Below are 26,627 nucleotides of genomic sequence, written 5' to 3'. Positions count from 1 at the left end.
ACTTTCTGATATCGCGTTTAATCTATATATTATTTACTTTGTTTATGTTTTAATGACGCTTCAATAAACGCTTTGAAAATTTGTTGAGGACGATTAGGTCTTGATAAAAATTCTGGATGGAACTGACAAGCAACAAAGAAGTCATTTTCAGGAATCTCTACCATTTCAATCAAACGACCATCTGGACTTGTACCGGAGAATACCATTCCGTTCGCTTCAAGCTGTTCTCTATAGTCATTATTAAATTCATAACGATGACGATGTCTTTCTTCAATATTTGTTTCGTTGTAAATACTATGAGCTAAAGTACCCTCTTGAATATGACAAGGATATAATCCTAATCGTAAAGTACCACCTAAATCTTCAATGTCTTTTTGTTCAGGTAATAAGTCAATAATTGGGTGTGGTGTATTAGGATCTAACTCCGCAGAATGTGCACCTTCAAGACCAATTACATTTCTAGCAAACTCAACAGTGGCAAGTTGCATACCTAAACAAATACCAAAGTAAGGTACATTATTTTCACGCGCATATTTAATCGTAGATATTTTTCCTTCACTTGCACGGAAACCAAACCCACCTGGTACTAAAATACCATCTACATCTGCTAGAACTTCTGAGACGTTTTCATCTGTTACTTCACTGGAATCAATCCATTTTACTTCAATATCTTTTTTCAATGGGTATCCAGCGTGTTTTAATGATTCTACGACTGAAAGATAAGCATCTTGTAAACTTACATACTTACCTACCAAACCTATTGTTATTTTTCCATCTAAACTATTCACAGTATCTAATAGATATTGCCATTCATCTAGTTGAGTTTCATATTTCGCGTTTAACTGTAAACGTTTTATCACAATGTCATCCATATCTTGGTTACTTAATTGTAATGGGATTTCATAAAGCGATTCAGCATCACGACATTCAATAACACTTGCTTTATCAATATCACAGAATAACGCAATTTTATCTTTTAAATCTTGTGTTAATTCATATTCTGTTCTAACTACAATTAAGTCCGGTTGAATACCAAGACCACGTAATTCTTTCACACTATGCTGTGTTGGTTTTGTTTTCATTTCACCAGCAGCTTTAATATAAGGCAGTAACGTACAATGTACGTACATTACATTTTCACGGCCTAAATCACTACGAATTTGTCTAATTGCTTCAATAAACGGTAATGATTCAATATCACCAGTTGTGCCACCGATTTCAGTGATAACAACATCTGCATTTGTACTTTCCCCTGCTAAAAGTAAACGCTCTTTTATTTCATTCGTAATATGTGGGATAACTTGTACAGTGCCGCCTAAATAATCACCGCGACGCTCTTTTTTCAATACATGAGAATAGACTTTACCTGCAGTTACATTTGAATATTTATTTAGATTTATATCAATAAATCTTTCATAATGTCCTAAGTCTAGGTCTGTCTCTGCACCATCATCCGTTACAAATACTTCACCATGTTGATACGGACTCATCGTACCTGGGTCTACGTTTAAATAAGGATCAAATTTTTGGATAGTTACTTTTAATCCTCTATCTTTTAATAATCTACCTAAAGATGCTGCTGTGATACCTTTACCCAATGAAGAAACAACTCCACCAGTTACAAAAATAAATTTTGTCATGTTCTGCCTCCTATTATTAAAACAGTAATTTCCTTCAATACCTATGATTGACAAACACATTTCCAATTCAGTGGTTAATTAATTTGCGGGATAGCTTTTACATAGCAAATGATTTATACATACGAATTGCCTTTACAAACAATCACCTAAATTAAAAATATTATAAAGCTTATATAGTAATTTAAATAAAAAAATCGCTCCCTCTCACATGGTTGTAAGGGGGAGCGTATATTATTTATACACGTCGTCCTATTTAAAGGAGCCCGAATAAAATTTTATCATGTTCCTGGAAAAAGTCAATTAAATCTCGAAGAATTATTCTTCTAAATCTTCATCGTCCTCTTCATCATCTTCTTCGTCTTCTTCATCATCAAAATCTTCATCATCCTCATCGATAACGATATCTGTTTCATTTAGATCTTCATCTACATCGTCTTCTTCAGGATCTTCTGGGTCATTTAATGTTTCTTGGTCATCCGTTACTGCTGGAATATCATCATCGTCATCAGTTTCATCTTCACCAAGTAATTTTAAGTTTTTGTCTTCTTCAGCATCATCATCTAAGATGTCGAATTTTTGAATTGTTGGAGCGATTTTTTCTTCGATGTCAGCAACTGAATACCAATCACGTAAACCCCAAATATTTTCTCCAACATTTAGAAAACGTCCATCTGTGTTTAAATCTGTATAGAATTGAACGATTCTATCTTCAATTTGTTCGTCTTCATAGTGTCCTAATGCTTTAAATTCATCAATGATATCGTATAAGTTCATCGTATCATTTTTTTCACTTAATAATGTGTAAGCCATATCGATAAATGATTTCTCATCAACCATTTCTTTTGTATAATCTTGAATTCTCATTATTTATTCTTCCTTTCAAAGGCATTTATCCAATTCAGTACTAAGTTTATCATAAGTAATAATAACAAATGTAAATTATAAATGACAATGCCTGATTTCGCAATCGCATTTAGTAATTTATATATTTTTCAAAGACAATAAAATCATCAGCTGCCTCAATTTCAACAAAATTACTATTTATACACAATGGTTTTAATTCATTATTCTCTCCATAGAGGGTAATTGTCAAAAGTTCTACATCATTAAAATGTTTTCTGACATATGTTGCTAATTGTCTCAAGGCACTTTCTGCAATACCGTGATTTCTTTTATCTTTATTGACTTCAATCTTAGAAATATTCATTCGTCCATCGTGTCTCTCAATAGCTATAAAACCAACTTTTTGATCATCTTTTATTAAGTCTATGATGTGTATGTTAAAGGGTTGTTCATCTGTATTAGGTCTTAACTTTAAAGACGAGACATGCTTAGAATCCAAATCTAAATAATATAATCTTTCTTTACCAATTGGCCCTTCTTCTTTCGTTGCAGCATGCATAAAACCTGCACGTTCATATACATTCCATGCACCTTTGTTCTCCGCATCAACCACAAGATATAAATGATTAAAATTCGGAAATAAATCTTGAACATATTGAGGCAAATACATCATCATCTTTGTGCCGTACCCATAACCTTGGTAATCTTCATTTACGGATAAAGACCTAACATAAATAACTTGGTTAGGCGTATCATATCCTTCATGCTGATAATATTGATGTAACACAAAAAATCCAATAACATCTCCCGATTCATTTAGTGCAATGTTAGCAATCCTATCCTCATCATTTATGGCATCATCTAATACATCTTTCGGTAAAGACGAATAGATTTGTTGACGTTCATTTAAATTAAAATCATAAAGTGCCTGTCTATACTTCTCTTCAAACACTTGTACTATAATATTTTCAAAATTTTGCTTAATCACCATTTCAATATCCCCTATTTAAAACGTAGTAGTAATTATTAATACCACTATTACACATAAAATAATCTATAAATCTAGAATTAATTTAAAAAACTATTCATTGACTGTTAATAATTTAGAATTTCAACTCTTAAAATGCATATTAAAAAGCCAAAATATGTGTTTATATCTTTTGCACATTTATTTTTTATAATATAAAGCTTAATTCAAGTGAAGAAATTGCTACTCTAGTAAATTCATAGTTGATTTTCTTAAATTTTATTATACTATTAGTTAAAATGGAAATTTTTAGGAGGAATTTTAGATGAAAATTGGCATCGATGCTGGTGGAACGCTTATTAAAATTGTTCAAGATTATGCCGATAAACGTGAATACAATACAAGATTAACAACGGAAATCGATGATGTCATAGAATGGTTGAATCAACAAGACTGTGAAAGTATCAGTTTAACTGGCGGTAATGCTGCACTCATAAATGAAAAATTAAATTTTGCTTCACGTGTTTTTGTTGAATTTGATGCCGCTGCCAAAGGGCTAGAAATACTACTTGAAGAACAAGGTCACTTTTTAGATGACTACATTTTCACCAATGTGGGTACCGGCACTTCTATACATTTCTCTAATGGAAACAGTCAACAGCGTGTCGGTGGTGTCGGCACTGGTGGCGGTATGATACAAGGCTTAGGTTACTTGTTAACCGGAATTAAAGACTATAAAAATTTAACTGATACTGCTCAAAATGGTAATAGAGATATTATTGACTTGAAAGTAAAACACATATACAAAGATAGTGAGCCACCAATATCTGGTGATTTAACAGCAGCAAACTTTGGTAATGTCTTACATAATTTAGATACTAACTTTACAGAAGCGGATAAATTAGCCTCTGTTATTGGTGTCGTCGGTGAAGTTATTACTACGATGTCAATTACCGTAGCTAGAGAGCATAACACAGAAAATGTTGCATATATCGGTTCGTCATTTCATAATAATGAATTATTAAAAGAAGTCGTTAAAGACTATACCGTATTAAGAGGCTTCAAACCTTATTATATTGAACATGGTGCCTTTTCAGGTGCTCTCGGTGCTATTCATTTATAATCTTAATTTCATTTAAGTTATTACTATCTAATAAAGACAAAAGGGCCCTTAGACATATTTTTTATGTCTTAGAGCCCTTTTATTTTAAAAAGGAAGCTGATCTATTACTTTTTGCGCAGGTACTACACTACCTAAAACGCCTGGTTTCAAATCAATTGCAACTGCGTTGTCATCATCTCGTAGGTTATCTAACCATTCGGCAAAGACTTCGCCTTCCACTTCTATAATGTCACACTCTTCAAAGTCTTCATCTCTTACCTTCTCAGCTCTATTTTTGATACTCCAAACAGGCATAATATTAGGTCTTTGATGTGAGTCATCACTAATCATAAGAAATTGTTTAACGCTTTTATTTGTCAAACCGAACACTGCATCTTCTTTAGCGACATCCTTAACAAATTCTTTCAATCGAATATTATCTAAATCAGACATTAATTCATCCGTAACTTCTGCGATTGGTATAAGTTCACCGTCTTTCTCAGAGGTAGGATTCATCAATACTTGTTCGTTAGCGTCAAAGACATTATCTATTTCATAAGTTACAAAACGATCGATATCTATCTTTTTGATTTTATCGTAATCAATTTTTTGTTTTTTCAAATAAGCTTCAGCAGTCTCTTTATCAGTCCAAGTACATACGACTTTATTTTCATCTATTTCTTGTCTGATTAATTCCTTTGCTTTCGTTGCTACATAAAACACTTCATTAATTAATATTTCTTTAAAAAATGAACTTTCTTTATAAGACATCAATACACCTTCAATCCATTCATAATAATTTACCTATATTAAGAATATAAAGGACTGCATGACTCTAGTCAATCGCTGATAATAAACGAGACGCTATACAATCGACATTCATGATAGAACTGTAACAGCGAACAATTGCTACTGCAATGGTATCTTATGCTTACAATTAGAGAGATATTAGCCACCTTATAATAACTGATAAAATTGCATGCATCCACCCTTGAAAGTTTCTATAAATGAGATTCTCCTTTTTTCAGTTCTTCTAAAAACTGTCGCTCCATAGATTCTACTAATGCTTTACTTTCTCCATGCCAAATACAACCAAACCTCGACTTAACAGCTTCATCCTTATACCAATCACCATCATAGTAAGATAACGGAAATAATATGCCTTTATCTACATATTTCTTAATTATCTTGAAAAATTGTTCATTATCACAATTATCTGGTGCTATATAACTAAAGAATTTATGATATTCACCTCGTAATATAGGTTCTAGTAATAACATACTCGTTGAGCCATTTTGTCTAAAATTTAAATCTATAGCAAATACTTCTCCATGCTTATCTAATAACAAATCGAATCCAGCGATACCAAAATATCCCTCCGCTACACCTATTTCCATTATTTCTCTACCAGCTTGAATGACCGATTGTGGAACATCATGTGTATTTTGATTACCTTTGTAAGAACCATAATCATCTGTAATTTGATCGGATGTACCAATATATTGAATACCTGTTGCTTTAGAATATGCATATTGCACGCAATAATTCGTAACTGCCTCTACTTTTTGTTCTATAATGATTGTGTCTGTTTCACTTTTAGCTTGTTCAATCCGGATTTTAGCTTGTTCTAAATCTTTTTCATTATTACAAATCATAACACCATATCCACCTGCAGTAGGTAGGTCGTCGCCTGGTTTTAAAACAAATGGAAATTCCCAAAAAGAAACCGCATGTTCAAAATCATCAATTGCTATAACTTCTCTTTTAGGTAAATATTTGTAATTAGTCCACTCTGGGATACGTGCTTTATTATTTAAGGCCGTAAAAACATCTTTGTTTAATGCATAATGTGCTTTGTTTACAATATCTTCACCATGAATATATTGGAAGTATATTTTTTTATTGTCATTCAATGCTAAATCTTGAATCACTTGTTCATAACTTCTTTGATTATTAAATTGGATAATATTTGAAGGCATGGATTTCCCCACTGCTTCAAACAAAATTTTCAATTTATTTGTAACACATGCCTCATGTACTATCACAGGCATTTGGTTAGCGATGATGAGCTCTCTACCAGTTAGAAAATTAGATTGATGTTCTTCAGGCTCTAACCAAGGATTTGAAACATATGACGGCCGTGAAGTATAGACAATACTAGAATCATATAGATCACTAAGTGTTAGTTGAGGACGTAGAGAGCTTGGATTAGTCATTTTTTATGCTCCTTTATATATCGGTGTTGCTCGATAATTTCATCAAACACCGATTTATTAGTGATTAATTCTAAACCCATTAAGGCAAGAATCTTCGTTCCTCTAATTAAGGCATTATCACCTTGTGTACTTGCTGCAGCTTCACGAAATCTATGTGTATGACCAACTAAATTGCGAGATCCTATTTTAATATGAGGATGTATTGTAGGGACGATATGACTTACGTTCCCCGTATCTGTTGAGCCATATCCAAAATCATCATCTATAACAGCTTCTCCCATTTCAGTTGCATATTTTACAAACAAATCGTCTAGCTTAGAAGATTTTATAAATTCATTTACGCCATTTTGTATTGGTCCAAATTCATAATCACATCCAGTTTGAATGGCTGCACCTTTTGCAATTTGTCCTACCCGTTCTGTTAGTATATCTAATTCTTGGCGCGAAGTTGCTCTTGTATAAAAACGTGCATGCGTATAGTCCGGTATAATGTTAGCCGCCTTACCACCATCTAATATGACACCATGTACACGTTGGCCATTTTTAATATGTTGTCTTAATTGTGCTACACCATTAAAATAAGAAATCATTGCATCCAATGCATTTCTTGCTTCATCAGCATTTTCAGAAGCATGTGTACTTTTACCATAAAATTTAATATCTAAAACATCGACTGCTAATGTATTAATCGTTCTATAAGTTTCATTTCCTGGGTGCACCATTAACGCAATATCTAACTCGTCAATCACACCTTCTTTAACGTAAGTTGCTTTAGCGCTGCCATTTTCTCCACCTTCTTCAGCAGGACATCCAAGTACAATAACTTTTCCTCCAACTTTATCTATAAGCTGTTTTAGCGCAATACCCGCAAAAGTACTTGCCGTTCCAATAATATTGTGACCACAAGCATGACCTAAACCTGGTAATGCATCATATTCAGCTAAAAATCCTATTGTAGGACCAGGCAAAGCTGATTCATATCTAGCTATAAAACCAGTAGCATGACCAGCGATATCTGTTTCAACTTCAAAATCATTTCCGTCTAATATTTCAATCAATGACCTTGATGCAAAAATTTCTTCGTTCCCTAATTCAGGTCTTTGATGTATTTGATGACTCATTTCCAAAAATTTATATTTATCATTCTCTATGTAGTCTAAAATAATTTGTTTGTTTTCCATAGTATAAATACGCCCTCCTAATATTGCCTTTATAGCGATTGACACTAAAATGAAACGCAATAAGTAATTTATTTAATAACACAATTTACAATTCATAATGTACAAAACCTGTTTTAATCATTACTTATTTTATCGGGTTTATCAGATTCTGTCATCAATTTTCTGAAATTTATAATAATTGTTAGCTACTCTATGGTTTTACCCAAATACAGAAATTGTAAATACTGTTTGGTCTTGTTACAATTAGTTTATGTAAAATATTAGGAGGATAACGCCATGCCAAAAATGAATGTTGAAAGCTTCAATTTAGACCACACAATTGTATCTGCGCCATTTGTAAGACTTGCAGGAAAAATGGAAGGTGCAAACGGTGATGTTATTCATAAATATGACATTCGCTTCAAACAACCAAATAAAGAACATATGGATATGCCAGGATTGCACTCATTAGAACATCTTATGGCCGAAAATATCCGTAATCATTCAGATAAAGTCGTTGATATCAGTCCAATGGGTTGTCAGACTGGTTTTTATGTTTCATTCATCAACCATGATGATTATAAAGATGTACTACAAATCATCGAAAAAACAATTCAAGACGTGTTAAATGCTACAGAGGTACCAGCTTGTAATGAAGTGCAATGTGGTTGGGCGGCGAGTCATTCATTAGAAGGCGCAAAAGAAATCGCGCAAACATTTTTAGATAAAAAAGATGAATGGCACGATATTTATGGTGAAAATAAGTAACTTTAAACTAAAACCTTTACAAAGAAAATAAACCTTAAACAATTACTTATTATTAACAAAAAAGATGAAGTTAGACATACAATCTCATGTCTAATTTCATCTTTTTATAAATCATAAATTTTTTATTCGTAAATATATAACATTCTAATTTCCACTTAAAAACGCTTCAAATCAGACATTTTTCAATGCACACTTTGAAGCGTTTCCCTTTATTCAAGCCATAACTTATAGTTTACTTATCATTTTGATCATGACAAACTGCAGCGGAAGTCTACCGTACAATGCCCACTTTGGTAGTTCTTTACCACCTAATGGAATATTATTACGCGCCATGTATATATTAGCCGGAAACACAGCCAATAAAAACGCAATGATAGCCTTTTTCAAGCATGTCGAAGGTTTGCGAGCTAGCAATAACAAACCAAAAATCACTTCAAACACACCAGTGATTAATACTGCTGCTTTTCTAAACGGAAGATATGTTGGTATGATTGCTCTAAATTTTTGCTCATCTTTAAAATGCAAAATACCAGCAATGCTAAAGACAATACCAAAAATTACTCTCGTTATTTTATTCACTTTTCAACACCCATTTCTTTTAAATAGCTTCTGCCAAACTCTGGTAATTTCACGCCAAAGTTATCTGCAATCGTCGCTCCTAGAGAACTGAATGTGCTATCGACTGTTAATTCTTGGTAGTCATTAATTTTAGGGCTAAACATCAATACTGGTACAAACTCTCTTGTATGATCTGTGCCATCTGCAGTCGGATCATTTCCATGGTCGGCTGTAATAATCACTAAGTCGTCTTCTTGCAAATGATTAATAAGCTCTGGTAGACGCTCATCAAACTCTTTAAGGGCTTGTGCATAACCGCCTTTATCACGACGATGACCATATAAAGCATCGAAATCAACAAGATTTAAAAAACTCATACCATTAAAGTCTCGCTGTACAGTTTCAACTAATTTATCCATACCATCCATATTATCTTTAGTACGAATTGATTCTGTAACGCCTTCCCCATCAAAGATATCATTGATTTTACCTAAGGCAATCACATCATAGCCGTTATCTTTTAATTCATTCATTACTGTTCTGCCAAACGGTTTTAAAGCATAATCGTGTCTATTAGATGTTCTTTTAAATGAACCAGGCTCACCTATATATGGTCTAGCAATAATTCTACCTATCAAATATTTTGGATCTTTAGTTAACTCTCTAACCTTTTCACAGATATCATATAACTCTTCTAAAGGTATAATATCCTCATGCGCAGCAATTTGAAGCACAGGATCCGCTGATGTATACACTATCAAATCACCTGTTTTCATTTGATGCTCTCCCCACTCATCAATAATCTGCGTTCCTGAGGCAGGACGATTTGCCACAACCTTACGACCAGTTAATGATTCAATTTCACTAACAAGCTCTTCAGGAAAGCCTTCAGGATATACTTTGAAAGGTTGCATTATATTTAGCCCCATAATTTCCCAATGACCAGTCATTGTGTCTTTACCTACTGATGCTTCACTCATTTTAGTATAAAACGCTTGTGGTTGTGACTCTTGTCCAATAATTGGCAAAGGATCAATGTTACCTAGACCTAGCTTTTGTAAGTTAGGTAAATTTTGATTAAATCCTTCTAATGTGTGTTTTAATGTATGACTGCCTTCATCGTTAAAAGCTTTAGCATCGGGGCCTTCTCCAATACCAACTGAATCCATAACGATTAAATGTACACGTTTAAATGGTGTAGTCATGACGTTCACTCCTATTCGGTAATAATTTTATGAATCAATGTCGGTTCGGTACCAGTTTGACTTATCGTAATATTTTCATTGAGTTTGTCTTTGACGTCATCAATTTGCTCTTTATTACTGTGAATAGTTAATAATGCTTCTCCTTCATTCACCTTGTCTCCTACTTTTTTATGCAATACGAGACCAACACTTAAATCAATATCATCTTCTTTTGTTTGTCTACCTGCACCTAACATCATCGAAGCAACGCCTATCTCATTAGCAACGATTTCAGTTACAACACCTGTCTTTGTTGATGGTAATTGAATTTGATATTTAGCTTGTGGTAATTTTTTTACATCATCCACAACTGAACCGTCACCATCTTGATTTTCTAAAAATGTTCTAAATGTTTCTAGTGCTGAACCATTTTGAATTGCATTTTCTAACAATTGACGTGCTTCGTCTAAATCCTTAGCTTTACCACCTACAACTACCATTTGTGAGCCTAATGTCATCACTAATTCTGTAAGGTCTTTTGGTCCTTTACCTTGTAAAGTTTCAATTGCTTCTTTGACTTCTAGAGCATTTCCAATGGCATTACCTAGTGGTTGACCCATATCAGAAATGATAGCCATCGTATTTCTACCTACACTGTTACCGATGCGAACCATTGCGTGCGCCAACGCTTCAGCTTCTTCAATTGTCTTCATAAACGCACCATTACCTGTTTTCACATCTAAAACAATAGCATCTGCACCTGCAGCAATTTTTTTACTCATGATTGATGAAGCAATTAATGGAATTGAATTTACAGTCCCCGTAACGTCACGAAGGCCATATAATTTTTTATCTGCTGGTGTAAGGTTGCCTGTTTGACCTATCACTGCGACTTTCGCTTCGTTGACTAATTTAACAAATTTATCTTCACTAATTTCCACATGGAAACCTGCTACAGATTCTAATTTATCAATCGTCCCACCAGTATGTCCTAGACCACGGCCACTCATTTTGGCTACAGGTACGCCTACTGATGCTACTAAAGGCGCTAATACTAGTGTAGTTGTATCACCCACGCCACCAGTTGAATGCTTATCTACCTTAATCCCATCAATATTAGATAAGTCTATGACATCGCCAGAATTCACCATAGCCATTGTTAGTGCTGCACGTTCATCATCATTCATGTCTTGAAAATATATCGCCATAGCTAAACTTGATGCTTGATAATCCGGAATATTACCATTGGTATATTCCTCAATAAAGTACTCAATCTCTTGTTTAGTCAATACTTGTCCATCACGTTTTTTTTCAATAATATCTACCATTCTCATATGAGTTGGCCTCCCTTTTCAAATAAAGACGTAAAAACATTGATATTCCCATGTTCAATAATTGATTAATAGTCAGAATTACTTTCTAAACCTTGAATGATTTGAACACCAGCGCTTGCACCAATACGTGTAGCGCCAGCTTCAAGCATTTGATTAAAATCATCTAGGTTTCTTACGCCACCAGAAGCCTTAACTTCTAAGTCTTCTCCTACAGTATCTTTCATTAATTTTACATCTTCTGGAGTAGCACCTCCACCTGCAAAACCTGTTGAAGTTTTAACAAAATCAGCACCTGCTGCTTTACTTAATTCTGACGCTTTAACTTTCTCTTCGTCTGTTAATAGGCATGTCTCAATGATAACTTTAACTGTTTTTCCATTAGCAGCGCCTACTACACCTTCAATATCCTTCTGAACTTCATCAAAACGACCGTCTTTTAGCGCACCAATATTAATAACCATATCTACTTCAGACGCACCATTTTTAATCGCATCTTCAACTTCAAACATTTTTGTTTCTGTTGTAGATGCACCTAAAGGAAATCCGATAACCGTACATACTAATACATCAGAATCTTTAAGTTGTTCTGCAGCATATTTAACATGTGTAGGATTGATACAAACTGATTTAAAGCTAAATGATTTAGCTTCCTCAATAATTTTATCAATTTGAGCTCTCGTAGACTCTGGTTTAAGTAATGTGTGATCTATATATTTTGCGTAATTCATATTAAATCCTCCTAATTATCTATATGTTTTCATACCACTCATAATTATAAAGCAAAATTAATAACATATCCTTAATAAATAACTTTTCTTTATCTCTATATTACAAAAATTAGCAAAAATAATAAACAAATGTTATCTTTAATTTGATAAAGAATTTAAAGGAGAAGATGACTATGACAAAAGCAACACCTCATATTCAACCTAATGGGACTAAAATCGCTAAAACTGTATTAATGCCAGGCGATCCGCTTCGAGCAAAATATATTGCTGATAATTATTTAGAAAATGTTGAACAGTTTAACGAAGTACGTAATATGTTCGGCTATACAGGTACATACAATGGCAAGGAAGTATCAGTAATGGGATCTGGAATGGGCGTACCAAGTATTGGTATCTATTCTTATGAACTTTATAATTTCTTTGACGTTGAAACGATTATTCGCATCGGTTCTTGTGGTGCATTACAAGAAAATGTAAACCTTTATGACGTTATTATTGCTCAAGGTGCTTCAACAAATTCTAGTTATGTTGAGCAATATAACATTCCTGGCCATTTTGCACCGTTGGCAGATTTTGACTTAATATTAAAAGCAAAACAAAAAGCAGATGATATTGGTGCAACAACTCATGTTGGTAATATCTTATCGTCTGACACATTCTATAATGCTGACGAAACATTCAATGAAAGATGGCAACGTATGGGAGTCTTAGGTATAGAAATGGAATCAGCAGCATTATATTTAAATGCTACTCATGCAAATAAAAAGGCCTTAGGTATCTTCACTGTAAGTGACCATATATTACGCGATGAAGCTACAACAGCTGAAGAACGTCAAAACTCATTTACTCAAATGATGGAAATTGCATTAGAAATCGCAGAATAACTCAATATTAACCTTACTTAAAAGCTATACTGTATTAATCCATTTACAGTATAGTTTTTAATTTTTTAAGATAACTAAAAAGAAGCTTCTCAGTACACTAAATGTCTGAAAAGCTTCTTTTTATATTTACTTATATTTTATCTTGAATGGGTTATCTACCTAAATAAGATTTTAACATCCAGTTATGTTTATCAATGTTTGTTTGCATACCAATGAACATATCTTCAGTTACATCGTCTTCTGCATTTGAAGCAACTTCAATTGCTTGTTCTAACTGTTTTGATATATTATCGAAGTCTTTTGAAAGCTCTTCAACCATTTCTTCGGCTTTATAACCTTTTCCAGCTTCTTCGATAATTGAAAGTTCTAGACTTTCTTTTAAAGTTGCTACTGGATTACCGCCTGTTGCTAAAATTCGTTCAGCTAAATCATCAATGTATTGGCTTGCTTCATCATATAATTCTTCAAATTTAGTGTGTAGTGAGAAGAAATTTGGCCCTTTTACGTACCAATGAAAATTGTGTAATTTGGTGAATGCTACTGTCCAGTTTGCTACTTGTTGATTTAATACTTTTACTACTTCTTCATTACTTTTTGCCATAAAAAATCTCTCCTTTTAAAATTCATTACCGTCATAAGAGACGACACAAATCCTTGATTACAATAAATATTATATAATAATAATTACAATCTGTAAAGAGGAATACACTGATAAATTAGAATTATTTTAATCTAGGTTCAAGTTGAAAAAGCCACTTATATTATAACAAAGCACCTTAGGTTTATTCTAGGTCTTTTCTGTATGGCATTGCACTTTGAGCTCCTAGGCCAGTCACTGAATAACTGCCTGCTAAATTAGCAAAAGCAACTGCTTGTTCTAATGGTTTATTCTCAATTAGTGCTACTGCTAAAGCACCATTAAATGTATCGCCTGCGCCTGTAGTATCAACTACTTGCTTTTTGTAGCCTTCAACTAATTGTTGAGAATCACTATAATACATTGCACCAGAGGCACCTTTAGTGACAATCAATTTATGTGGATATGCCTTTAATGCATCATCAACTTGATTATCAAATAGCAACTCACTTTCAGTCTCATTTGGTGTTAACCATGTTACTTTATCGATTATTGTGTTAGACAATTTTCGATATGGTGCCGGATTTAATATAACCTTCATATTATGGTCAATAGCATAATCAACAACGTCTTTTATCGTTGATTCAGGTATTTCGTGTTGCATTACAATAATGTCTCCTGCACTAAAATTCTCAAGTTTTGGTAGCACACTTTCTGCTGTTACATAATTGTTTGCTGCAGGTACTACAATGATGCGGTTATCATCGTCAAATAGAGTAATATGGGCGGTCCCAGATTTCTCATTTTCTATAGTATCCATATAAGTTGTGTTCACATTATTCTGTTCTAAATTTGATAGAATTTGTTTGCCATTATCATCGTCACCTACAGCACCAATCATATAAACTTCATTACTTAGTCGAGCTGCTGCGACTGCCTGATTTGCACCTTTGCCTCCTGGATTAGTAAAGAAAGATTTCCCCATCACCGTTTCTCCCGTTTCAGGTAAGATTTCTGTTTGTACTACCAAATCAATTGATGCGCTACCTATCACTATAATTTTTCCCATGTCTGTATCCTCCGTAGTTTCAGTTGAAATTCATTAATCAATAAAGAAAGATTTCTCATAATCATTCGGCTGATGCCAATGTGTTTTCCACATATGGTTTCTATTGTCAGCAAATAATTGATAACCTAAATCTCTAATAAATTTAGGTGTTAAATGTAATAGTATCCCTATCCATTTATAATTAGTCAATGACGTTATTAACGTTGTAATTGCATCTGATTTATATTCTAAATGATCTCCTTCTTGTAATATAACGCTATCATATTGTTGTGTTTCAGGATAGTTTGATAATAGGTTTTGTGCTGTTTCGCCTTGTAATGATGCGAATTGATAGCGTCTAGACAAACCTTTTTGTATCAGCCATATTGCATAATTATAACAATAAACACAATTGCTATCGTAATAAACTATTGGCATATTCAACACTCCTTATATTATATAACTTTAAAGTTAATTATTCATAAATTAAAATGTTCCTAACATTATTATAACCTAAATTACATAAAATAAATCATACTGCTACCAACTACAATTGAGCTTTTATTCAATTTATAAAAATAAATCATTACAATAAAAAAAGCTTACCTCGTCTATAAAATAAGACGATTGTAAGCTAATTTACGTGTTTAAAAAACACCTCAACCTTAAACATGATAGACGGTTGAAATATTTGTGATATGTCATCTATGAATAGTGATGTTAATTTAGATTAATCTTGATTTACCTTCACAATTCTAGTGTATTTTAAAAATTGTTCAGTATATTTTTGTTTAATATCATTTACATTATCATACGTTACACCCACAATATGCCAATTAGGGTTAAAGTGATAATATGAATCTTTCTTTCTAGACCATTTTACCATTGTGCCATCTTTATTATAACGTGGTAGTGTCACTTCATAACCTTCCAACACGTTAATATAAGCTTGGAATACATCTGGATCAATTCGATTAAAGTTGTCTATCACTAAATAGCTTTTATCTTTTCGAGGCATGAGGTTAGTAATAAATCCTTCTCTATAATATAGCGCGCCTGCCTCATTTGGTAAATATTTACCATAGAGCATATCTTCTTTAAAGTCAGGGTGTCCTGTTGTAATTACAGGGTTCGCGTTAGTCTTCTGTAATAAGTCCTCTGCTGCTTTAAGACCTTCGCCCTTATCTACAACTAGCAAAATGAATGGTTTTAATTCTTCTTGTACTTTATCAATGACATTTTCAGTAGGAACGGACTCAAATTGCGATTTCAGACCATCATTTGCGCTCATATCAAGAATTGCTTCAAATTGTACTTGTGACAAGCTAGCAATAGCCTGTTTAGCATTTTCTTGTAAAAAATAAATATTTTTTAATTTAGGATGCTTGTTCAATGTACCAAGTGATACAGGTTCAATTTCTTTTTCAAAATAAACTTCTATAGCAGTACTATTGGTCCTGCCAGGTATCGGTGCCTTTTCATGTATATGCTTACTGACTTCTCCTATACCAATGACAGATTGATCTCGTTTCTTATTATAAAAAACGATTTTATCCCCAATTTCAAGTTGCGTATAAAAATGGTAGCCATTTCGTTTAATACCATTATACGTATGCGTGTATATTGTATTATATGAATTAGGTTCAAACTCTTGTGCTTCTGATACAAAAAAGTATCTAGGTATTTTGGTTTCCCCTTTACCTAAACTAACGATTAATTCAAATTCTTCTTTTGTAATTTGATTAAAGAGTGTTTCTTTCATGTTGCTCATTCTAAATTCTAATTGGTCACTTCTCTTCAAATAATCAGCTGTTAAGGGCTTCAGTTGTTCTTGTAACTGAAAATGAACACGAATTTTATTTTGTGCACCAGTTTGAACACTTGTAATTTCTCCAAAGCCTAATAATCCAGTATCCATTTGTACTTGATAGAAGACGACTTTATCTCCTACTTTAGCTTGTTTAAAGGATCGGAAACCTTGTGAAGGATTAAATTGTGCACCTGATTCAAATAATGTCGTTTGCCCTACCATTGGTTCGTTATGATTCCAGCGATTATAACCGCAGTTCAGCCAAAAATAACTTGTTTCCTCTACCATTTAGATACTCCTTATCTCATATATAATTCTATTTTTCCTATTATATTCAAAAAATTCACTTAGAACAAACATTATAGTAAGTTAACTAATTTCATTGTTATCAAACTTGTAATAATCACTACAACCCATGTCACTAAACCAAGAAGTATTGGTTTAAAACCAGCCTGTTTAAATTGATTAAAGTTAACATTCAAACCAATACCCGCCATAGCCATTGTAATTAAAAATAATGCTACTTGTTGGAAAAAGCTTATGACTATTGGAGAAAAATTGAAAATAGTACTAATTAAGGAAGCTACAACAAACCATACAATAAACCACGGAAAGATTTTAGCAATTGATATATCTGCTTGTGCTTCTCTTTCTTTTCTTATCGTTCTATATGTAAAAAATAATACTACTGGGATAATCATTAATGTGCGTGTTAATTTTACAATTGCACCCGTTTCTAATGATGTTTTACCATAATTTGATGTGGCAGCAATCACACTTGAAGTATCATTAATTGCTGTTCCACCAAAATAGCCAAATGTACTTTGACTCATGTGCATAACGTGACCTAAAGGTGGAAAGATAAAAACAGCTAATAAATTAAATAAAAAAATAGTTGAAATTGCAAAAGCAACTTCACTTTCTTTTGCCTTAATAACTGGGCTTGTTGCTGCGATGGCAGAACCGCCGCATATCGCTGTACCGACACCAATCAATATACTAAGATGCTCATTTACTTTAAATATTTTCATCAATAAGAATACTGCTAAAAACGCTGCACATAATGTAACAATAATAATTGGTAATGATTTCCATCCAATGATACCAATTGATTGAAAGCTTAGTGTAAATCCCAACACTACGATACTATAATGCAGTATTTTCTTACTGCTAAATTTGATACCTGCTTCATATTTTTTGGGAATCAAGAATACATTATTAATTATTATACCAAATATTATAGCAAAAATAGCACTTCCAATTATTGGAAACTTGCTCCCCATTATAGTAGCTACCATCGCTATAACCAACGTCATAACAATTCCTCTTACTTTATCCAACCTTGTCACCCCCAATTTAAATTCTATTTTAACATATTTATTCATCGGTAAACTTCGAAAGTTTAAATGGATTTAGTAAAATTCAACAATTTTTATAAATGGGTCAGAAGGTCAAATCGGCTTTTAACCTAATTATAAAATTGTTGATTTGGTGACTTGTACAACAAATCTAATCAGTTACTTTAAAGTTTACTGTGTAACTATTCTATGTTAACTAAATATTTATGACATCATATTTGAGGCTGAGACATTTATTTATGTCTCAGCCTCAAATTCACAAATCATTACGCTAAAGTTAGCGCCCCCATAATAGGCATCAAATTAATTAATACGCCACCAAATTTCAACATACCGCTTATCTCTTTATCTGGAAGCGTAATTAATGCTGAAATAATGCCAAGCGCACCGATTATAATTGGAAAAGCCATTGAGGGGAACATAGGTATCTTTAGAAATGTGCCAGCACCAGCTAATAGGCCACAAATTAAGGAAACATATAAAAATTTATACACACTCATACTCTCCCACTTTTTTAACTATAAATAACTTACGATTAATTCATAATCACCTTCAAATATTGTATCTAAATCATCTGAAGTTAGGATGAAATTCTGTCCTTGATTTAATGTATATACCTCTCCATCTATAATGACTTGTCCTTCACCTTTAAGTACAGAAACTAATACGAATTCTCTTGGTTTCATATAATTTAAAGTTCCAGAAATTTTCCATTTTACAATGGTAAAAAAGTCACTAGATACAAGTTGGGTTCTTTTATGATTTTCTATAATTTCTGTATCTGTAGGTATATTAATATTATCATTAGAAAGCTCAATGACGTCTTTAGCTTTATCCTTATTTAACACACGTTTATCACCAGTATCGTGCACGCGTTCATAATCATATACCCGGTATGTAACATCTGAAGATTGCATTGTTTCATAAACAAGTATACCTTCTCCTATAGAATGAACTGTTCCTGCAGGTATAAAGTAAAACTCGCCCGGTTTAACTTTCACCTTATTCAACAATGATTCATAGTCTTCTTCGTTAATTTTATCTATTGCTAGATTTTTTGATTCTGTATTTAATCCATAGATGATTTCTGCGCCTTCTTCAGCATCAATGATATACCAACATTCTGATTTACCATATTGCCCTTTTTCGTTTTCATAAGCATAGGCGTCATCTGGATGAACATGAACCGATAACGCTTCTCTTGCATCTACAATTTTGGTCATCAACGGAAACTCTTGACTTGGAAAGTCACCAAATAACTCTCGATGCTCTGTCCATACTCGGTCCAAAGTTTGTCCTTCATATGGACCATTCAATATTTCACACTTACCATTTGGATGTGCTGATATTCCCCATACTTCTCCTACATAATCGCTGGGTAAATCATATCCATAATCCTTTAAACGATTGCCACCCCAAATTTTCTCATGAAATACTGGCTTTAAAAATAACGGCATACATCACACCTCCAAATTCTTAAGTTGTAATTTAATTTTTATATTTATCTCATATACTTTTGTATGATTGTCATTTCATAATTTTCAGAACCATTGTGATTGTATCACATTCATACCTCTAGATTAAACGCATAAATCACAACACTAGCACTTTAGAGCCACTTTTAATTATATCAATGCTTTGTAAAATTCGATAGTCTATTATATTTTGTTCAATAACATTTTATGACATTTTATTGAACAGTTATTTTATCTTTCTATTTTTTAATCAATTTATACTTGCCAATTGACTGTAATTGATTTTATAATTAAATGTAGAGTTACAGCAATGTACTCTATCTGTTTTTTACATATAAGGTAATGTATTAATTATGATTTAGTTGAAATTGTTGATTACTTTTTCAACACAGTTAATTTGCGATAAAGTCCAAACTTCGGAAAAGTTTGGGCTTTTATTTTATCTAAATTAATTTGGATATTCTGCCTCTTTTAATTACAATACTCAATGGCTTTTATCATATACATTTGAGAGTTATTGATCATGTATTCCCATACACGATTATGCTTTGAAATTAGCCAATATAGTTTCCTTTACTTCTAAAAGGTGCGCGCGCATTGCATCTACAGCTTTGACATCATTTTGCTGTAAAATGGCTTGATATATCACATCATGTTCCTCTAATAATTTATTCATAGTTTTTTGTTTACTATAAATAAAAATCTTCCTTGTTTCTTCCATAGAATTTCGCATTAGTTCTGAAATATTATTTAATAGCTCAACTAATAATGTGTTTTTGGCGGCTTTCGCAATTGCGAGATGAAACTCTAAATCTGCTTTTTCACCAGAAGTACCATCTATTACAGCTTGCCCCATTTCAACAAGTGCTTGCTTCAGTTCCACCAAATCTTCTTCAGTTCGATATAAAGCCGCTTTTTCTACAGTAGCACTTTCAACAATTTCACGTAACTCTAATAACTCTTTAATTTGACTTAACGACGTGAATTTGTCACCAAGTTCAAAAAAGGTAGGCTCCGTTTGCTTAATAAACGTCCCATAGCCTTGTTTCATTTCAATAATCCCTATTGTTCTTAAAGCATTTAATGCCTCTCTTACCGAAGCAACGCTTACGCCATACTGCTTTCCAATCTTTTGGATAGAAGGCAGTTTGTCGCCCACTTGGTAATCACCTGCTTTTATTTGCTCTAAAATAATATCTGCGACTTGCTCATAGATTTTCGTGTTTGAAATTTTCATAATTACCTCCAAACGATATCTTTCATTGTATCAAATTTTTGCTGAAAGATACTATAAAATGGCTATAAAAAGGTATAAAAAAAGCGTTAGCTAATGAAATCTAATCTTTTATCATAAGATTTCATTAACCCACGCTATAAAAAGCTATAAAATTGCAATCAGTAGCTTTAGCAATCATTTAACAGTCGCTTCTTTTTGTATTAATAACACTTTGGCTATCTTTAAGTTACTTATGTTTTGATTATTTATTAAAATTTGCTAATGCATCAGATACGGAGGCATCCCCACTAATAATTTGGAATTCTGTATTTAAAAGATTATCACTAGTTAATACTTCTCTAATAACAGAAGCCACATCTTCACGAGGAATCGTTCCTCTACCTTCGAAGAATGCACCAACTTCTATTTTATCTGTGGCAGGATCATCTGTTAAACCACCAGGGTGTACAATAGTATAGTCGATATTTGCTTGTTTTAAATACTCATCAGCATAGTGTTTTGCAATCGTGTAAGGTTTCAAATCACCGCTTGCATCAAAGGCTTGTCTTCTTGAATCATAAGTTGAGACCATTACATATTGTTTAACATTATTCGCTTCACTCGCTTTGATTGATTTAATTGCACCATCTAAATCAACACTAATTGTCTTGTCTGCACCAGTGCTACCTCCAGAACCAACTGAAAATACAACTTTGTCAAAGCCATTAATTTTTTCTGTTAAAGTATCAATATCGTCTGCTTCCACATCGATTAAAATTGCTTCAACACCTTCTGAGGTTAAAGCTTCAACTTGAGATTCTTTTCTAACACCTGCTGTAAATGATTCTCCACGTTCTTTTAATTGTTTAACCAAATATTGACCTACGCCACCATTTGCTCCAATAACTAATGTACTCATATTTTATAGCCTCCTTAAAAAATTATTAATTAGACTTTACCACTTTTACTTAATTTTGAAACGAAATCTGTTTGTCTTTGACATTTTCTAAAAAATAAATTAATATATGAACATATATTCATATATTAAAATCAATAATTAGAAATGAGGGCTTCATTTTGGAAGATTCATTTAACGAACAAACGATTGAGCAAGTAACGGATATTTTCAAGGCACTTAGTGATGGCAATCGTCTACGTATAATGCATTTATTAATTCAAGGTGAAAGTAGTGTCGGTCATATTGCACATGCATTAGATTTAAGTCAATCTAACGTTTCTCACCAATTACGTATACTTAAACAAGCCCATTTGGTCAAAGGAAATCGAGATGGACAATCTATGATTTATACAATAGATGATACACATGTTACAACATTACTTAAGCAAGCAATTCATCATGCTAGTCATAAACAATAATTGAAAGGTGGACGCTAAATATGTCTGGACATCACGGTCACGATCATGCACATGGTCATGTACACACAAATAATAAAAAAATATTACTTATCAGTTTTCTAATTATTGGACTCTTTATGATTGTAGAAATTATTGGAGGATTTATATCAAATAGCTTGGCGCTATTATCTGATGGTTTACACATGTTTAGCGATACAATTTCTTTGGGCGTTGCCTTAGTTGCTTTTATCTATGCTGAAAAAAATGCTACCAAAAGTAAAACTTTTGGCTACAAGAGATTTGAGATTTTAGCTGCATTATTTAACGGTGTAACACTCTTTATTATCGGCATTGTTATCATAGTAGAAGCGATTGGTCGTTTCTTCAATCCGGAAGACGTCAAGTCAACAGAGATGTTTGTAATAAGCGTAATTGGGCTTATCGTTAATATCATTGTCGCTTTATTGATGTTTAAGGGCGGTGACACTTCAAATAATATTAATATGCGTGGCGCCTTCCTACATGTAATGGGTGATTTATTAGGTTCTGTAGGCGCAATCACTGCTGCTATACTCATATGGACTTTAAATTTAACGATTGCAGACCCTATTGCAAGTATTATTGTCTCTATTCTTATAATAAAAAGTAGCTTAGGTATAACAAAATCTTCTTTGAATATATTAATGGAGGGCACGCCATCTGATGTTAATATGAATGAAGTCATTTCTTCGATTACTGAAGAAAACGAAATTGAAAATGTACATGACTGTCATATATGGACTATTTCTAATGAAATGAATGCATTGAGTTGTCATGCTGTTGTTCCTAGCGATATGTCTGTCGAACAGTGTGAAAATTTACTAGATAAACTAGAACACAAGCTCCAACACTTGAACATTCAGCACATGACTATTCAACTAGAAACAATTAATCATAAACACGATAATGACACACTATGTTCAGCACATGATACATCAAAGTCTCATCATCATGCACATAGCCATTAATTATTAATCATATAACAATAAAAAGCTGATAGTTTCCATAAGTTCTCTTTCCTCTCAAAGTTAAGACTTTGAGGAATACATACTTAGGATATAACTATCAGCTTTTTTCATAACCATTATTATAAAAATTTATCAAAAATAAGTTTTTTAGCAGGAACTTGCTTCTCATCAAACCCTCTAATAAATTCTTCATTATCGTATGGTACTTTCACACGTTCAAACGAAAATTCATTTTCATCTACTGTTACGATTCCATAAACTGCATACGCGCCATTATTTAAACCAACAGAACCAGGATTGAAATAAACTGTTGATTTATCGTCAAATAAGTGCACCGTATGATTATGTCCAAAGATAATTAAATTGGCATCTTTATCTTCAAAAAGTGCTTTCATATTTTCTTCGTTTGGTTCAACAATTGGGCTGAATGGTTGCCCATCAATTGGCGTATTTAATTGGTCATTAGGAATTTCATAATGAATAAATAATACTTTCTTATTACAAAATGTTTTCTCAATAATACGAGGTAACTCATTTAATCTGTCATAGTAATCTTCATCTAAATGACTCTCTATCCATTGATGATGTTCATAGAATTTATCTTTTAAGTCTTCAGGATAAGGTGTACCATTTACAATTGACATTACCGCTTCATCATGATTACCTGCAATGATTTCCATATCATCTCTATCAAAGATTTCATCAAGTACTTTATTCGTTTCATGTCCAACACCAATATTATCACCTAGATTAAATATTTTGTTGATATCTTCTCTTCTATCAATATCATCCAAAACAGTTTCTAATGCATCAAAATTACCATGAACATCAGTTATAATTGCAAATTTCATGATGATATCTCCTTTCAACTTTTTCTCATTAGGACATTTTAACATTTTATATCGATTTTGTTACCTATTTATTTTAAAATCTTCAAATTTTTGATATCGTATGCTTATGATGAAAAAGGAGTGCTTAAAATTTGTTTAATTTCCATAAATTAGCATTACAAAATGCAAAACCCCAAAATGCTAAAGTATTACTGTTTACAATCGTAAGTTTTATAATATTATTTGCTTTAACTATTTTAACGTTTATGCCATTACAACCAGCTATTTATAAGTTAATGATGTCAATGGCTATGCAACAATCTGTGGTTGGTCCAATAATTGGAATCGTCCTTGCAATACTTGTACCTATACTAGTATTTTTATTTGTAGGCTATCCATTAATTGCTGGAACTATCTACACTATAGACAAAGCATTAAATAAAGACAAGGTTAATTTTAAAGATTTATTTTCAGTGTTTGCAAAAGGTAAATATCTAAAAGCAATAAAGCTTTCATTAATTACGGTATTGTTTATCATTATCGCATTGGTGTTAGGAGAATTAATCGCGCAATTGCTTCAGTTAGGAATCATTCAATTGTATCAAGCAATACAAGGTCCACTTAGCAAGTCAGATCACGCGCTTGGCTATTCACTAACGTTTCAAATCATTGCTGGGACTTTAACGCTTTTCATTAAATCATTTATTTATTGGTTATTAGCTATAATTATCATTAACTATACTGTAGCATTTATTAAAGAGCCTAAAAATGGTGCATGGAATTCCGTGAAACGCGGATTTAAAGGCATTAAAAATGGCCAAAAAACATGGTTTAAATTCTACATTGGTTTATTACTATTAAACTTAATAGTTATTATCTTAGCTAGCCCAGTCAGCCAATTGATTTCTATCTTAACTGGTGGTATTTCTCAAAATATCGCTACGATTTTGATTTATATTGTCCAAATCATTGTTATCATTGTTAGATTAGCTGTTTACTATACTAATACGCTAGCTATCATTCAATATTATAACCGTAATGGCGAACCAACTAATGATAATAAATCAAAAAAAGATAAGAAAAAGAACGCAACTATTACAGATAATCAAGACTCAAAAGTAAACAATAGCGTAACTAATACTACTGAAAAAGCAAAAGCAAACGTAGATCAAAAATCAGATCAACTTCAAGATAAAACAAAAAGATGAAGCAAAAAATTTAAAAAGCAATTTAAATCAATCTGATAAATAACTTTCATACAAAATTAAAGTGAGCCAGACTTATTTAATATCTGGCTTCATTCAGAACATAGATAAACCCTAGGTGATAGTGGCACTGAACCCTTAGAATGGGAACTTAATAAAAACACTTTGTTCTAGGCTGCTAATTCCTTATATTTTATGGGAGCTAAGTAGCCTAGTTTTTGTTGAATTCGATTATTATTATAGTTTTTAATGTAATTTTCGACAATATCTATTACAATTTGGTTAGAGCTATTGAGCTCATTGTTTATGTAGAAAGCTTCACACTTTAGCGAGGAATGGAAACTTTCTATAGGGGCGTTATCAGCTGGTGTTCCCTTTCGGGACATACTTCTGATAATGCCTTTTTCTTTGCATAATTGATAGTAAGCGTACGAGGTGTAAACACTGCCTTGGTCACTATGTAGTATGCAATTCTCAGGTATATCTATTTGATTCAATGTATCATTTACTAAGCTTTGATCTTGTTTGTTATCTATTTTATACGCCACAATTTCTCCGTTATAAACATCCATAATTGAAGATAAATACAACATAGAGTTACCGAAAGGTAAATAAGTAATATCAGTTGTTAATACTTCCATTGGTTGGTTAGCTTTAAACTGTCTTTGTAATAAATTCTCTGTTTTATAATAAGGTTTGCCAATTTTTTTAGATTTTTTAGGCCTAACTCGGCAGTTCAGATTATACTCTCGCATGATTCGCTGAACTCTTTTATGATTAATTGATGCTGAATACAATTGATTAATCAACGCTGTAATTTTGCGATAACCGTAGGTGAAATTATTTTCTTCACATAATTCAATAATCTTTTGAGTCACTTTATCTTTTTCATTGTTCTTGTGTTTCCATCTATAGTATGTCGATTTAGGTATTTCTAAAACATCAAGTATCATTTTGATTGAATACTTATGCTTTAATTGATTAACTAATTCTACAATTACTTTTGGTACCACTTCCTTTCTAATTCCTTGTACTTTTTTAAAATATCTAATTCAATATCTTTTTTCTTATTATCTAACTTTAATTGTTCTATTTCTGATAATTCTTTCACTCCTTTGCCATAAGTATATTGCTTGCCTCTTTGTTGATAAAATCTATAAGTTTCACCATTTCGATACCATCGCCACCAAGTTTTTACCTGTGTGCTGTTTTTGATATTTAATACTTCCATAATTTCTTTTACAGTATATCCAGCTTCTTTCATTTCAATAGTCTTATATTTTGTTTCTATTGAATAAGACATTATTTTCATAGAAAAAACACCTCCGTATGATTCATTTTAAATGAATTCAACGAAAGTG

The 26,627-nt window shown here is 32.5% G+C and carries 27 protein-coding genes; 6 read left to right on the top strand and 21 right to left on the bottom strand.

Features of this window, described 5'->3' with window-relative positions:
* Positions 1 to 29 precede the first annotated feature (29 nt).
* From ACM591_RS05160 to ACM591_RS05150, 3 genes are all read right to left on the bottom strand, one after another.
* Entirely contained in the window at positions 30 to 1,640 is a 1,611-nt protein-coding gene (locus ACM591_RS05160) for a CTP synthase (RefSeq protein WP_418354441.1), read from the bottom strand.
* A gap of 315 nt (positions 1,641 to 1,955) precedes the next feature.
* Positions 1,956 to 2,504 carry a DNA-directed RNA polymerase subunit delta gene (gene rpoE / locus ACM591_RS05155; RefSeq protein ID WP_042362308.1) on the bottom strand — a complete coding sequence of 183 codons (549 nt, stop codon included), beginning with the start codon at positions 2,502 to 2,504 and terminating at the stop codon, positions 1,956 to 1,958.
* Positions 2,505 to 2,613: 109 nt separating this feature from the next.
* Positions 2,614 to 3,474, bottom strand: coding sequence for a GNAT family N-acetyltransferase (locus ACM591_RS05150; RefSeq protein WP_029378000.1), 861 nt, complete (start codon positions 3,472 to 3,474; stop codon positions 2,614 to 2,616).
* A 301-nt stretch (positions 3,475 to 3,775) separates the two neighbouring features.
* Here ACM591_RS05150 and coaW point away from each other — a divergent pair, with 301 nt between their 5' ends.
* Positions 3,776 to 4,573, top strand: coding sequence for a type II pantothenate kinase (gene coaW / locus ACM591_RS05145; protein WP_029378001.1), 798 nt, complete (start codon positions 3,776 to 3,778; stop codon positions 4,571 to 4,573).
* 84 nt (positions 4,574 to 4,657) lie between these two features.
* Here coaW and ACM591_RS05140 read toward each other — a convergent pair whose 3' ends face one another.
* The 3 genes from ACM591_RS05140 to ACM591_RS05130 form a co-directional block, all read right to left on the bottom strand.
* Positions 4,658 to 5,323 carry a DUF2750 domain-containing protein gene (locus tag ACM591_RS05140; protein ID WP_029378002.1) on the bottom strand — a complete coding sequence of 222 codons (666 nt, stop codon included), beginning with the start codon at positions 5,321 to 5,323 and terminating at the stop codon, positions 4,658 to 4,660.
* Between the two features lie 230 nt (positions 5,324 to 5,553).
* Positions 5,554 to 6,768, bottom strand: coding sequence for an L-aspartate--L-methionine ligase LdmS (gene ldmS / locus ACM591_RS05135; protein ID WP_029378003.1), 1,215 nt, complete (start codon positions 6,766 to 6,768; stop codon positions 5,554 to 5,556).
* Positions 6,765 to 7,949, bottom strand: a complete 1,185-nt coding sequence (locus tag ACM591_RS05130) for a M20 family metallopeptidase (RefSeq protein ID WP_029378004.1) — start codon at positions 7,947 to 7,949, stop codon at positions 6,765 to 6,767. Before ACM591_RS05130 ends, ldmS begins: the two co-directional genes overlap by 4 nt.
* 276 nt (positions 7,950 to 8,225) lie before the next feature.
* Here ACM591_RS05130 and ACM591_RS05125 point away from each other — a divergent pair, with 276 nt between their 5' ends.
* A complete protein-coding gene (locus tag ACM591_RS05125) occupies positions 8,226 to 8,696 on the top strand; it encodes an S-ribosylhomocysteine lyase (RefSeq protein WP_029378005.1) in 471 nt (156 codons plus the stop codon).
* A gap of 225 nt (positions 8,697 to 8,921) precedes the next feature.
* On the opposite strand, the gene ACM591_RS05120 is transcribed toward ACM591_RS05125, so the two are convergent.
* The 4 genes from ACM591_RS05120 to deoC form a co-directional block, all read right to left on the bottom strand.
* Positions 8,922 to 9,275 carry a MauE/DoxX family redox-associated membrane protein gene (locus ACM591_RS05120; RefSeq protein ID WP_029378006.1) on the bottom strand — a complete coding sequence of 118 codons (354 nt, stop codon included), beginning with the start codon at positions 9,273 to 9,275 and terminating at the stop codon, positions 8,922 to 8,924.
* Positions 9,272 to 10,459 carry a phosphopentomutase gene (gene deoB, locus ACM591_RS05115; protein WP_326026937.1) on the bottom strand — a complete coding sequence of 396 codons (1,188 nt, stop codon included), beginning with the start codon at positions 10,457 to 10,459 and terminating at the stop codon, positions 9,272 to 9,274. Before deoB ends, ACM591_RS05120 begins: the two co-directional genes overlap by 4 nt.
* 11 nt (positions 10,460 to 10,470) lie before the next feature.
* Positions 10,471 to 11,772, bottom strand: coding sequence for a pyrimidine-nucleoside phosphorylase (locus ACM591_RS05110; RefSeq protein ID WP_038678922.1), 1,302 nt, complete (start codon positions 11,770 to 11,772; stop codon positions 10,471 to 10,473).
* Between the two features lie 65 nt (positions 11,773 to 11,837).
* A complete protein-coding gene (gene deoC, locus ACM591_RS05105; protein WP_029378009.1) occupies positions 11,838 to 12,500 on the bottom strand; it encodes a deoxyribose-phosphate aldolase in 663 nt (220 codons plus the stop codon).
* Between the two features lie 173 nt (positions 12,501 to 12,673).
* Between deoC and deoD the strand changes: the two genes are divergently transcribed.
* Entirely contained in the window at positions 12,674 to 13,384 is a 711-nt protein-coding gene (deoD, locus tag ACM591_RS05100; protein ID WP_038678924.1) for a purine-nucleoside phosphorylase, read from the top strand.
* Between the two features lie 151 nt (positions 13,385 to 13,535).
* Here deoD and ACM591_RS05095 read toward each other — a convergent pair whose 3' ends face one another.
* The 9 genes from ACM591_RS05095 to ACM591_RS05055 all read right to left on the bottom strand — a co-directional run bounded on the left by ACM591_RS05095 (position 13,536) and on the right by ACM591_RS05055 (position 21,787).
* The gene (locus ACM591_RS05095; protein ID WP_029378011.1) at positions 13,536 to 13,985 is read right to left on the bottom strand and encodes a Dps family protein; all 450 of its coding nucleotides are present in this window, start codon (positions 13,983 to 13,985) and stop codon (positions 13,536 to 13,538) included.
* A 181-nt stretch (positions 13,986 to 14,166) separates the two neighbouring features.
* Complete coding sequence (rbsK, locus tag ACM591_RS05090) at positions 14,167 to 15,030, bottom strand: ribokinase (RefSeq protein WP_326026938.1); 864 nt, start codon at positions 15,028 to 15,030, stop codon at positions 14,167 to 14,169.
* A gap of 33 nt (positions 15,031 to 15,063) precedes the next feature.
* Positions 15,064 to 15,447, bottom strand: a complete 384-nt coding sequence (locus ACM591_RS05085; RefSeq protein ID WP_017722057.1) for a thiol-disulfide oxidoreductase DCC family protein — start codon at positions 15,445 to 15,447, stop codon at positions 15,064 to 15,066.
* 292 nt (positions 15,448 to 15,739) lie between these two features.
* On the bottom strand, positions 15,740 to 17,107 hold the full coding sequence (locus ACM591_RS05080; RefSeq protein WP_029378013.1) for an EVE domain-containing protein: 1,368 nt from the start codon (positions 17,105 to 17,107) through the stop codon (positions 15,740 to 15,742).
* 71 nt (positions 17,108 to 17,178) lie between these two features.
* Complete coding sequence (locus ACM591_RS05075) at positions 17,179 to 18,159, bottom strand: YeiH family protein (RefSeq protein ID WP_029378014.1); 981 nt, start codon at positions 18,157 to 18,159, stop codon at positions 17,179 to 17,181.
* A gap of 284 nt (positions 18,160 to 18,443) precedes the next feature.
* On the bottom strand, positions 18,444 to 18,677 hold the full coding sequence (locus ACM591_RS05070) for a hypothetical protein (protein ID WP_213017872.1): 234 nt from the start codon (positions 18,675 to 18,677) through the stop codon (positions 18,444 to 18,446).
* Between the two features lie 18 nt (positions 18,678 to 18,695).
* Positions 18,696 to 19,634 carry a mannose-6-phosphate isomerase, class I gene (manA, locus tag ACM591_RS05065; protein ID WP_029378016.1) on the bottom strand — a complete coding sequence of 313 codons (939 nt, stop codon included), beginning with the start codon at positions 19,632 to 19,634 and terminating at the stop codon, positions 18,696 to 18,698.
* A 559-nt stretch (positions 19,635 to 20,193) separates the two neighbouring features.
* The gene (locus ACM591_RS05060; protein WP_029378017.1) at positions 20,194 to 20,889 is read right to left on the bottom strand and encodes a FadR/GntR family transcriptional regulator; all 696 of its coding nucleotides are present in this window, start codon (positions 20,887 to 20,889) and stop codon (positions 20,194 to 20,196) included.
* A 241-nt stretch (positions 20,890 to 21,130) separates the two neighbouring features.
* Positions 21,131 to 21,787, bottom strand: a complete 657-nt coding sequence (locus tag ACM591_RS05055) for an SDR family oxidoreductase (protein ID WP_029378018.1) — start codon at positions 21,785 to 21,787, stop codon at positions 21,131 to 21,133.
* Between the two features lie 158 nt (positions 21,788 to 21,945).
* Between ACM591_RS05055 and ACM591_RS05050 the strand changes: the two genes are divergently transcribed.
* Together ACM591_RS05050 and czrB are read left to right on the top strand one after the other, a co-directional pair.
* On the top strand, positions 21,946 to 22,245 hold the full coding sequence (locus ACM591_RS05050; protein WP_029378019.1) for an ArsR/SmtB family transcription factor: 300 nt from the start codon (positions 21,946 to 21,948) through the stop codon (positions 22,243 to 22,245).
* A gap of 20 nt (positions 22,246 to 22,265) precedes the next feature.
* A complete protein-coding gene (czrB, locus tag ACM591_RS05045; protein WP_029378020.1) occupies positions 22,266 to 23,231 on the top strand; it encodes a CDF family zinc efflux transporter CzrB in 966 nt (321 codons plus the stop codon).
* Between the two features lie 119 nt (positions 23,232 to 23,350).
* Here the strand turns inward: czrB and ACM591_RS05040 are convergent, their stop codons facing one another.
* Positions 23,351 to 24,082, bottom strand: a complete 732-nt coding sequence (locus tag ACM591_RS05040; protein WP_029378021.1) for a metallophosphoesterase family protein — start codon at positions 24,080 to 24,082, stop codon at positions 23,351 to 23,353.
* Positions 24,083 to 24,213: 131 nt separating this feature from the next.
* On the opposite strand from ACM591_RS05040, the gene ACM591_RS05035 reads away from it, so the two are divergent.
* A complete protein-coding gene (locus ACM591_RS05035) occupies positions 24,214 to 25,269 on the top strand; it encodes a DUF975 family protein (protein WP_225489527.1) in 1,056 nt (351 codons plus the stop codon).
* Positions 25,270 to 25,436: 167 nt separating this feature from the next.
* On the opposite strand, the gene ACM591_RS05030 is transcribed toward ACM591_RS05035, so the two are convergent.
* Positions 25,437 to 26,578, bottom strand: a protein-coding gene (locus ACM591_RS05030; protein WP_107539410.1) for an IS3 family transposase whose coding sequence is annotated in 2 segments (ribosomal slippage) — positions 25,437 to 26,308 and positions 26,308 to 26,578 — 1,143 coding nt in all. Because the reading frame shifts where the segments join, the coding sequence is not laid out codon by codon here.
* Positions 26,579 to 26,627 lie beyond the last annotated feature (49 nt).

It is taken from the genome of Staphylococcus sp. Ze2, assembly GCF_048568365.1.
GTDB lineage: Bacteria > Bacillota > Bacilli > Staphylococcales > Staphylococcaceae > Staphylococcus > Staphylococcus xylosus.
This window is presented reverse-complemented; position numbering and strand designations above follow the sequence as displayed.

Excerpts from the sequence above, each read along its gene's own strand:
- ACM591_RS05150 (WP_029378000.1), bottom strand. The coding sequence starts at position 3,474 with ATGGTGATTAAGCAAAATTTTGAAAATATTATAGTACAAGTGTTTGAA.
- ACM591_RS05125 (WP_029378005.1), top strand. The coding sequence starts at position 8,226 with ATGCCAAAAATGAATGTTGAAAGCTTCAATTTAGACCACACAATTGTA.
- rpoE (WP_042362308.1), bottom strand. The coding sequence starts at position 2,504 with ATGAGAATTCAAGATTATACAAAAGAAATGGTTGATGAGAAATCATTT.
- ACM591_RS05130 (WP_029378004.1), bottom strand. The coding sequence starts at position 7,949 with ATGGAAAACAAACAAATTATTTTAGACTACATAGAGAATGATAAATAT.
- manA (WP_029378016.1), bottom strand. The coding sequence starts at position 19,634 with ATGCCGTTATTTTTAAAGCCAGTATTTCATGAGAAAATTTGGGGTGGC.
- deoB (WP_326026937.1), bottom strand. The coding sequence starts at position 10,459 with ATGACTACACCATTTAAACGTGTACATTTAATCGTTATGGATTCAGTT.
- ACM591_RS05055 (WP_029378018.1), bottom strand. The coding sequence starts at position 21,787 with ATGAGTACATTAGTTATTGGAGCAAATGGTGGCGTAGGTCAATATTTG.
- deoD (WP_038678924.1), top strand. The coding sequence starts at position 12,674 with ATGACAAAAGCAACACCTCATATTCAACCTAATGGGACTAAAATCGCT.
- czrB (WP_029378020.1), top strand. The coding sequence starts at position 22,266 with ATGTCTGGACATCACGGTCACGATCATGCACATGGTCATGTACACACA.
- ACM591_RS05160 (WP_418354441.1), bottom strand. The coding sequence starts at position 1,640 with ATGACAAAATTTATTTTTGTAACTGGTGGAGTTGTTTCTTCATTGGGT.
- deoC (WP_029378009.1), bottom strand. The coding sequence starts at position 12,500 with ATGAATTACGCAAAATATATAGATCACACATTACTTAAACCAGAGTCT.
- ACM591_RS05085 (WP_017722057.1), bottom strand. The coding sequence starts at position 15,447 with ATGCCAATAGTTTATTACGATAGCAATTGTGTTTATTGTTATAATTAT.
- ldmS (WP_029378003.1), bottom strand. The coding sequence starts at position 6,768 with ATGACTAATCCAAGCTCTCTACGTCCTCAACTAACACTTAGTGATCTA.
- ACM591_RS05110 (WP_038678922.1), bottom strand. The coding sequence starts at position 11,772 with ATGAGAATGGTAGATATTATTGAAAAAAAACGTGATGGACAAGTATTG.
- ACM591_RS05040 (WP_029378021.1), bottom strand. The coding sequence starts at position 24,082 with ATGAAATTTGCAATTATAACTGATGTTCATGGTAATTTTGATGCATTA.
- ACM591_RS05080 (WP_029378013.1), bottom strand. The coding sequence starts at position 17,107 with ATGGTAGAGGAAACAAGTTATTTTTGGCTGAACTGCGGTTATAATCGC.
- ACM591_RS05095 (WP_029378011.1), bottom strand. The coding sequence starts at position 13,985 with ATGGCAAAAAGTAATGAAGAAGTAGTAAAAGTATTAAATCAACAAGTA.
- ACM591_RS05140 (WP_029378002.1), bottom strand. The coding sequence starts at position 5,323 with ATGTCTTATAAAGAAAGTTCATTTTTTAAAGAAATATTAATTAATGAA.
- ACM591_RS05070 (WP_213017872.1), bottom strand. The coding sequence starts at position 18,677 with ATGAGTGTGTATAAATTTTTATATGTTTCCTTAATTTGTGGCCTATTA.
- ACM591_RS05060 (WP_029378017.1), bottom strand. The coding sequence starts at position 20,889 with ATGAAAATTTCAAACACGAAAATCTATGAGCAAGTCGCAGATATTATT.
- rbsK (WP_326026938.1), bottom strand. The coding sequence starts at position 15,030 with ATGGGAAAAATTATAGTGATAGGTAGCGCATCAATTGATTTGGTAGTA.
- coaW (WP_029378001.1), top strand. The coding sequence starts at position 3,776 with ATGAAAATTGGCATCGATGCTGGTGGAACGCTTATTAAAATTGTTCAA.